This window comes from Sphingomonas olei, from assembly GCF_045369765.1.
GTDB lineage: Bacteria > Pseudomonadota > Alphaproteobacteria > Sphingomonadales > Sphingomonadaceae > Sphingomonas > Sphingomonas panaciterrae.
The window spans coordinates 1-7,634 of the sequence record NZ_JBIQEU010000042.1; the positions used below are offsets into that span (position 1 = coordinate 1).

The window sequence follows — 7,634 nt, forward strand, 5'->3', positions numbered from 1 at the left end:
GAGGCCGCCCGCAGCACACTCGTTATCGGTGTCACTTAGCGCTGACAGAACCGTGCTATTCACCGCTGACATCTACAACTGATGACCAAGATCTCCGGTTGCAACGCGCCGCGTTAAAGGAGGCGGGGTGCAAGCGGACGTTCGAGGAGAAGGTGTCGGGCGCGAAGCGTGATCGGCCCGAGTTGGCCAAAATGATCGAGCAGCTGCGCGACGATGACACGGTGGTGGTGACGCGGCTCGACCGGCTGGCACGCTCCACTCGCGACCTGCTCGACATTGCCGAGAAGCTGAAGGAGGTCGGCGCCGGCCTGCGCTCGCTGGCCGAGCCTTGGGCGGATACGACCTCGCCTGCGGGTCGCATGGTGCTGACCGTGTTCGCCGGCATCGCCGAGTTCGAGCGCGAGCTGATCCACCAGCGCACCAGCAGCGGGCGGGTCGCGGCGAAGGCGAGGGGGGTCCGGTTCGGCCGCCCGCCCAAGCTCACCCCCGATCAGATTGCCCTTGGCGAACGGTTGGTGAGCGAGGGCACGTCGGTGCGGGAAGCGGCCAAGCTCCTCAAGTGTCACCATGCCACGCTCTACCGGGCGCTGACCGCCGCAGCATTGATCCCGTGATGCTGACCACCCCGCAGCCCGACGCACCGGAGGGGGAGGCCTGATGCCGATCCGTCCCGAACATGTGTTCCTGTATCCGATCGACTGGCCCCAGCTCTCGCATCATGTGCGCTTCGTGCGGGCAGGGGGATGCTGCGAGCATTGCGGGCGCCCCCATGGGCAAAAAGTATTCCATATGCGGGATGGACGATGGTGGGACCGGAAGCGGCATTGCTGGCGCGATGGCCAAGGTCGACGCGTGCGACGGCCGACAGAGGACATCCTGGTGCACGGTGCGTGGACGCCGGTGGTGCTGGCCTGTGCGCACCTTAACCACGACCCTAGCGACAGCACGCTCCACCAGCTGGCGGCACTGTGCCAGCGGTGTCACATGATCCACGATGGCCCGGAGCATCGGCGCCGGCGCTGGATGAATGCGCACTATCGACGCGCTCTTGGCGACTTGTTCTACGGACCTTATCCCGTGTTGGGCGCCGACTGGATCACGCCCACCCCGCTCAGCATGCTCGATGGTAGCTCATCGATTCATGCTTGGATTCGGTGAAGAACGGCCAGATCGTAGCTGCTGCAAGGGGCTGCCCCAAAAACGGGCTAGTCGTTATTGCTTTGTTGGGTTTTCGCTCATATCTCGGGGTTAATCGAACCCGCCAGGCCTCTGCCCGCAAGGGTATGCACACTTGGCGGGTCTTTTTTTGCCCTGCTAAGCAGGATGGGTGCCACGCCCCTTCACAAAACCCGCGACGACGATCGCGCAGCAGCTCCAACACCTCCAGGCCGAAGGCATGGCAATCCCCGACGTGGTGCGGGCCGAGCACTGGTTACGCCATGTCAGCTACTACCGCCTGAGCGCCTACTGGCTGCCCTTCGAATATCCTAAGGGCACTTCTGGCGCCCGTTTCTTGCCGGGCACCAGCTTCGATACCGTCACCGCCCTGTACGATTTTGACCGCCGCCTTCGGCTGCTAGTGCTCGATGCAATCGAACGGATCGAAGTCGCTGTACGGGGTAGCTGGGCGTACGAGCTGGCGCAGCGGTTTGGACCCCACGGCTACCTGGATGCAGCGCTCTACTATCATCCGGGTAAGTACCACGACAACCTGACCCGCCTAACCAACGACGTGGCGAGCTCGCCCGAGACGTACATCGATCATTATCGTCGGACCTACAGCACTCCGGCAATGCCGCCGGTGTGGATGGTGGCGGAGATGATGTCGTTCGGGCAGCTCTCTCGATGGTATGCGCTGCTCGACGATCGGGGGTTGCGTAACGCCATAGCCAAACCCCTCGGGCTCCCTGAAGCGGTGCTCGTGCCGCTCCTGAAGCATCTCTCCACGATCCGAAACAGCTGCGCGCATCATGCCCGGCTTTGGAACCGCGGCTTTTTGCTGCGCATGCGGGTGCCCTTCAAACCGGCCGCCCTCGTCAGCACACTTGAGCCGCCCGCAGCCCGTGCTCCAGCCCAGCTCTATAACGCCCTGGTCCTCATCGTTTACCTGCTGAGACAGGTCGCTCCGACATCAGCCTGGCGGGATGAGCTGGTGACGTTGCTCGCTCAGCATCCGACCGGCGATCTAGCCGCAATGGGTTTCCCTCAGAACTGGGCAGCTAGGCCCCTGTGGCTTTGAAGCTTTCCTCGGCCCCTAGCGCCCAAACCCTCCGGCTGTGACGCAGCATGCTCCGGCGCCAACTGCTCATCAGCAATCATGGTCGGTGACCCTAGCTCGTCGGGACGGCATTGCAAACGTGACGACGTTGTTCCCACGAGGGCGACAGGCGAAAGGTAGACCTTTTTACCTCAGTCCGTCGTACGTCCATATTACTACATACGGTTTTGACACTGCCAAATACGCGAAAATGCGAGGTCGCGTAGCCCGGTCGAAACCGGACGGTTGTGACACCGGCCCTTATCAATGCGTGCCGCTTTTCGCTCTTTTCGATCTGCATTATATTCGGGATCGCAGGGGCGCTCCCCCACGCCGGGGAACCATGTCCATCTCGACCGCCTTGCTCAACCGACTGCGCGACCTGACCGTCGCACGTCCTCGTCCAAAGCCTCTGCGCTACGGGCTCACAGTTGTGGTCATCGCAATGGTCGCAATCGTACAGGTCGTCCTCTTCGGATCGTCCGCACCCTGGTTCCTCTACACACCGGTAGTCGTGCTGCTCGCGCTGTTCCTCGGTCGCGGTCCCGGTGTCCTGGCCACCATCCTGTCCGCGATCGGCGCGGGACTGGTGGTCGCGCGGCCTGATCTGCCGCTGCTGCTTACGCCCGTCCATTGGGGCGCTTCCGTTATTTTTCTGCTGAGCACGCTTGGGCTGATCCTGCTGGTGGAGGCGCTGCGCACGGCGCTTCTCGATGCCGATAGGCTACGTGACGAACGGGAGAAGGCGTTGGTTGTCACAGCGCAGCGCGAGGCGTTCCTGTCCGGCGTGCTTGGCAGCTCGACCGACTGCATCAAGGTGCTCGATCTCGACGGCAAGCTGACCTTCATGAGCGAGGGCGGCCAGCGCGTCATGGAGATCAGCGACTTCAACGACGTAGCCGGCTGTCCGTGGCCTGACTTCTGGCAGGATGCCGGCAACGCGGAAGCAAAGGCTGTCAATCGGCGCGCAAAAAGGACCCTCTATCGGCGTCCAAAAGGGACCCCTTTGCGGAGCAGCGTGACAGGTATGACGGACGCAGCATTCGCGCTGGTCGCGGCGTAGGGAGGGCGTAGCCCGACCGGAGGCGCGACCAGCGCAAGGCATCTTGTTGAGGTGTCGGAGGCGTCAGCTACGGTGTTTGAAGCGCCAGCTGTCGTTGCCGGTCTCGATGATGTCGCAATGGTGGGTGATGCGATCGAGCAGCGCAGTGGTCATCTTGGGGTCGCCAAAGACGGTCGGCCATTCGCCAAACGCCAGGTTCGTCGTGATGATGACCGAGGTGCGCTCGTAGAGCTTGCTGATCAGATGGAAGAGCAACTGCCCGCCCGAGCGGGCAAACGGCAGATAGCCGAGTTCGTCGAGCACCACGAGGTCGAGCCGGGAGAGCTGCGCAGCGATCGTGCCAGCCTTGCCGATGCGCGTCTCTTCCTCGAGCCGGTTCACCAGATCGACCGTGTTGAAATAGCGCCCGCGGGCGCCGTCCCGCACGACATTCGCAGTGATGGCGCTGGCGAGATGCGTCTTGCCGGTGCCGGTACCGCCGACGAGCACGATATTGCGCTGGCCCGGCAGAAACGATCCGCTGTGCAGCGAGCGCACCAGCCCTTCGTTGATGGGTGTGCCGTCGAAGACGAAGTTATCCAGGTCCTTCACCGCCGGCAGCCGAGCTGCTGTCATCCGGTAGCGCACCGAGGCTGCGTGACGGTGCGTCGTTTCGGCACGCAGCAGGTCGGTCAGGATCTCCATCGTCGTGCGCTTGCGTTGCAGACCAGTCGTCACCGCCTCATCGAAGGCGCCAGCCATGCCCTTGAGCCCGAGCCCTGTCAGAGCCTGCATCATCTCATGCCGCTGCATGGAAGCCTCGCAAGCTGTCGTAGCGGTTGCAATCGGCACGGGGTGGGTGGCGCAGCACCAGGTCTTCGGGTGTGGCAATCGCCAGCGGCCGTGGTGGCTCACGATGGCGTGACAGGATGTTTAAGATGATGTCGTCGCTGGTGACGCCTGCCAGCAATGCCTCACGCACGGCCGCTTCCACCGCGTCCACTCCATGATCGAGCACGGCTGACAGCACGCGTACGAACCGCCGATCAGCTTCATCGCCGGTGCCCAGCTTGCGGCGCAATCGTCCCAGCGCCGGAGGCAATTGCCAATTCTGAAATGGCGCGCCGTTGCGTAGCGCGCCGGGTTTGGTCACCAGCACCGGCAGGTAGTGCCACGGATCGTAGATGGTCCGGTCGCGCCCAAAGCAGCGGGGATGATCGGCGACGATCTCACCGTCGCAGCGCACGACGATGCGGTCGGCATAGGCACGGACCTGCACCGTACGGCGGACCGCCTTGGCCATGACGGAATAGCGGTTGCGGTCGAAGCTGATCAGGCAGGTGCCGCTCACCGCATGCTCGGTCTCGTGAAAACCGTCGAAAGGAGCAACGATAGGCTGGAGCACGGTGCGCTCGGCAGCCCACACCTGGGCAACGCTCAGCTCCTTGTGCTCGGGATGCCGGTGCACATCCGCCCAGCGGCGACACTCAGCCTCCAGCCAGCCATTCAGCTCCTCGATGCTGGCAAAGCGCAGCCGTGGCTGAAAGAACCGCCCACGAGCCGTCTGCACCTGGTTTTCGACCTGGCCCTTTTCCCAACCGGCCGCCGGTGAGCACGCCGTCGGCTCGACCATGTAGTGGCTGGCCATGACCAGGAAGCGTCGGTTGAAGACCCGCTCCTTGCCGGTGAATACGCTCGTCACCGCGGTCTTCATGTTATCGTAGATGCCGCGCGTCGGTACCCCGCCAAAGAAGGCGAAGGCTCGGGCATGCGCATCGAAGAGCATCTCCTGCGTCTCGCGTGGGTAGGCCCGTACGTACATCGCGCGCGACGCGCACAGTCGCACATGCGCCACTTTCACGCGCATGGGCTTGCCGGCGATCTCGACGTCCTCGTGGCTCCAGTCGAACTGGTAGGCCTCGCCAGGACGAAACAGCAGCGGGATGAAGGCCGGCGCGTCCATCACGTCGCGGCGCCGCGCCCGGCGCCACCGGGCGGCATAGCGACGCACCGCATCGTACGAACCGTCGAACCCCTCGCGCACCAGCAGATCATGGATGCGCGTAAGGCGCAGTTTCTCGCGCCGCGGCCGCGCCTCATCCTCCTCCAGCAAGGTGTCGAGCTGACCCTGAAACGGCCCCAGCTTGGGCAGCGGCTGAACCTCTCGCCGATATGCCATGTCTGCATCCGGTGCCCGGATCGCCTTGCGAACCACCTTGCGCGACAGATGAAGGTCTCGCGCTATCGCCTTGATGGCTTTGCCCGACGCATGCTCGCGCCGGATCCTCAACACCGTCTCCAATACCAACATCCCGATCTCGCCGCCCGACACAACGCCAAGCGAGCAGCCTAAACCACCGAGATAAGGGGTCCCTTTTGGACGCCGATCACCCCGCTAACGGGGTCCTTTTTCCACGCCGATCCACAAGCGTGCGCTGACTGATGACCGTCTCGCGTCCGTCTCAAAGATCGTACGCTGGTTCTCGAATAACGTGCGCCCAAGCACCTCGACGGTCTCACAGACTATGCGCCAGAGTGCGCCCTTTATCTCGCGTCGAACCGATCATCATTGCAGGCCGTCACAGGTATGGACCCAGGCAAGCTGGTGATGAAGTGGCGCGATGCAGACCGCATTGTCGATCGCATAGTCGAGGTGGCACGCGGTCGTGCGCAGAAGGGCAGCGCGTTCCTGCCGCCGTCCGAAACCATAGAGACCAAAGCCAGCGAACCTACTCTCCCGTTGGAAGACGGGAACGAGTAGACGCCCTTTTTAACTGCCGGTTTTCGGACATGTCATGCTCAACGACCTAGAAGCACTCGCTGCCGAGATTGCGAACCTGTCCAAGGCTTGCGCCGAGATGGAAGGTACGGAAGCCGCTATGCTACTGAGCCAGGTGATTGCGCACCTTGAGGTGGCATTGTACGAGTTAGCGGAGCACCCCGGTATGCTCGTCGGCGCCATGCCGTGGTGGATCAGCCGCCAGAGTGATCGCAATAGCCTCGGCTAGAGCTTACCAAGACGCCTGTCACAAGGGCTCAGACGCTCTGCCTAGGTTATTCGCTGCGTAGGGAAATGAGCGCGTTTTCGATGAGACGCAGTGCGTCTGATCAACTGGGACCCTGCATGCCTTCCCCAGCGGCTCGCATGTAGGCTTCCTTGTCGTCTCGCCACGATTCAAGCAGTTCGATCTTCTCCCCTGCGCTCAGATTCTCGTCAACGAGAAGATCAGCCGGTGTGTCGTACTTGCCGAAATAGCTCATTGCTATCCTCCTCTAAACCTTAACGCTGCATCTTGCGTCTGATCCAACGTCCGAACCGTCTCAATGCCGAGACAATGATGAACCAGAAACTCAGCGTGGCGATGAATGGTCCCGGGCGAAAATTGTCCTCTACTCCGACGTTATGAAAACCGAGGTGTTCGGATTGTCAGCCAGATAGGGGGCAGGCCAGCCTGCCACTTCGCGCGGCAGCCAGTTTTGCTCCGCCGGACCTTCATGGCCGTACATCGTTCGCTCGTCCGTGGCCGGATTGATCCAGGCCGTTCCGATCGTGATCGCAAGCGCCAGAAGCAGCGACAGAATACCTCTCAGTACTGTGCACTCCACGCGCCATCGATCAGCCGCCTCTCCAAGTCCTCCAGAACACCTTCAGCGCATTTTATCGCCATGCCTGCCGAAGAGGCCGAACCCGACCTTGATGCCTGATGGTCCGAGTGGGACACCCTCCACGTCCAGCGCGAAGAGCCTCTATGCCGTACATCCAACTGCCAACTCCCACCTTGGATAGCCGCTGCGGTTCCCTGATGAGGCAGTCCCAAACACCATTGTACGACCGGCATGCATTCTCCCGAAGCTGACACGAGCTCCCAGAGAATAAACTTGGATCAATATGGGTCCCGGCGTCCCTGACGAAGCGCACCATTCCTGCGACGTTTACCCGTGGCGCACTCCCCAAACCGAGGCAGCCGCCCAGCTCTCTGCGGCTCGCCAGCGACTTGGCCGCCCTCATGGCCTCGCTCCACGGATGGGCATCGCCGCTGTCCGGGCCAGCTGAGCGTCGGGACCGATGTCGCTGACGGCCATCCGATCACCTAATGTCTTTCAACAATGCTGATCTCACCGTCCGCTTCCATCACGGCCAACTTCACCATCGCCAAATCCTCGACCCCTCCTTCCGCAGCTCTGCCATGAGTTCTTCCTCCGTAACCAGCTCCTGCCGCATGTTCCTGCGGATCATGCGGCCATTTTCAACCAGAATGGCCCAGTCGGCCCGAAGCTGCGATTTTGGTCATCTTGGAGAACACGTCGGGAACGGGCTGGTTGTTGTTGACGATC

Annotated in this window: 9 protein-coding genes; 6 read left to right on the forward strand and 3 right to left on the reverse strand. The window is 62.3% G+C overall.

The window, feature by feature from the left end; translation table 11 throughout:
• The first annotated feature begins 65 nt into the window (after nucleotides 1-65).
• The 4 genes from ACH0BU_RS17555 to ACH0BU_RS17570 all read left to right on the forward strand — a co-directional run bounded on the left by ACH0BU_RS17555 (nucleotide 66) and on the right by ACH0BU_RS17570 (nucleotide 3,320).
• On the forward strand, nucleotides 66-614 hold the full coding sequence (locus ACH0BU_RS17555; protein WP_500264428.1) for a recombinase family protein: 549 nt from the start codon (nucleotides 66-68) through the stop codon (nucleotides 612-614).
• Between the two features lie 43 nt (nucleotides 615-657).
• Complete coding sequence (locus ACH0BU_RS17560; RefSeq protein ID WP_046407082.1) at nucleotides 658-1,158, forward strand: hypothetical protein; 501 nt, start codon at nucleotides 658-660, stop codon at nucleotides 1,156-1,158.
• Nucleotides 1,159-1,327: 169 nt separating this feature from the next.
• Nucleotides 1,328-2,239 (forward strand): Abi family protein, encoded by a 912-nt coding sequence (locus tag ACH0BU_RS17565; protein ID WP_046407084.1) that lies wholly within the window; start codon nucleotides 1,328-1,330, stop codon nucleotides 2,237-2,239.
• Between the two features lie 361 nt (nucleotides 2,240-2,600).
• Complete coding sequence (locus ACH0BU_RS17570; protein ID WP_500264426.1) at nucleotides 2,601-3,320, forward strand: DUF4118 domain-containing protein; 720 nt, start codon at nucleotides 2,601-2,603, stop codon at nucleotides 3,318-3,320.
• 63 nt (nucleotides 3,321-3,383) lie between these two features.
• On the opposite strand, the gene istB is transcribed toward ACH0BU_RS17570, so the two are convergent.
• Both istB and istA read right to left on the reverse strand, forming a co-directional pair.
• Complete coding sequence (gene istB, locus ACH0BU_RS17575; RefSeq protein WP_048576739.1) at nucleotides 3,384-4,112, reverse strand: IS21-like element helper ATPase IstB; 729 nt, start codon at nucleotides 4,110-4,112, stop codon at nucleotides 3,384-3,386.
• Nucleotides 4,099-5,610, reverse strand: a complete 1,512-nt coding sequence (gene istA, locus ACH0BU_RS17580) for an IS21 family transposase (RefSeq protein ID WP_296222925.1) — start codon at nucleotides 5,608-5,610, stop codon at nucleotides 4,099-4,101. The genes istB and istA overlap by 14 nt, the downstream gene beginning before the upstream one ends.
• Before the next feature lie 484 nt (nucleotides 5,611-6,094).
• Here istA and ACH0BU_RS17585 point away from each other — a divergent pair, with 484 nt between their 5' ends.
• Nucleotides 6,095-6,307, forward strand: a complete 213-nt coding sequence (locus ACH0BU_RS17585; RefSeq protein ID WP_406876085.1) for a hypothetical protein — start codon at nucleotides 6,095-6,097, stop codon at nucleotides 6,305-6,307.
• A gap of 100 nt (nucleotides 6,308-6,407) precedes the next feature.
• Here the strand turns inward: ACH0BU_RS17585 and ACH0BU_RS17590 are convergent, their stop codons facing one another.
• The gene (locus ACH0BU_RS17590) at nucleotides 6,408-6,560 is read right to left on the reverse strand and encodes a hypothetical protein (protein WP_406876086.1); all 153 of its coding nucleotides are present in this window, start codon (nucleotides 6,558-6,560) and stop codon (nucleotides 6,408-6,410) included.
• A gap of 833 nt (nucleotides 6,561-7,393) precedes the next feature.
• Between ACH0BU_RS17590 and ACH0BU_RS17595 the strand changes: the two genes are divergently transcribed.
• On the forward strand, nucleotides 7,394-7,634 hold a 241-nt coding region (locus tag ACH0BU_RS17595; protein WP_500264427.1), incomplete at its 3' end, for a hypothetical protein.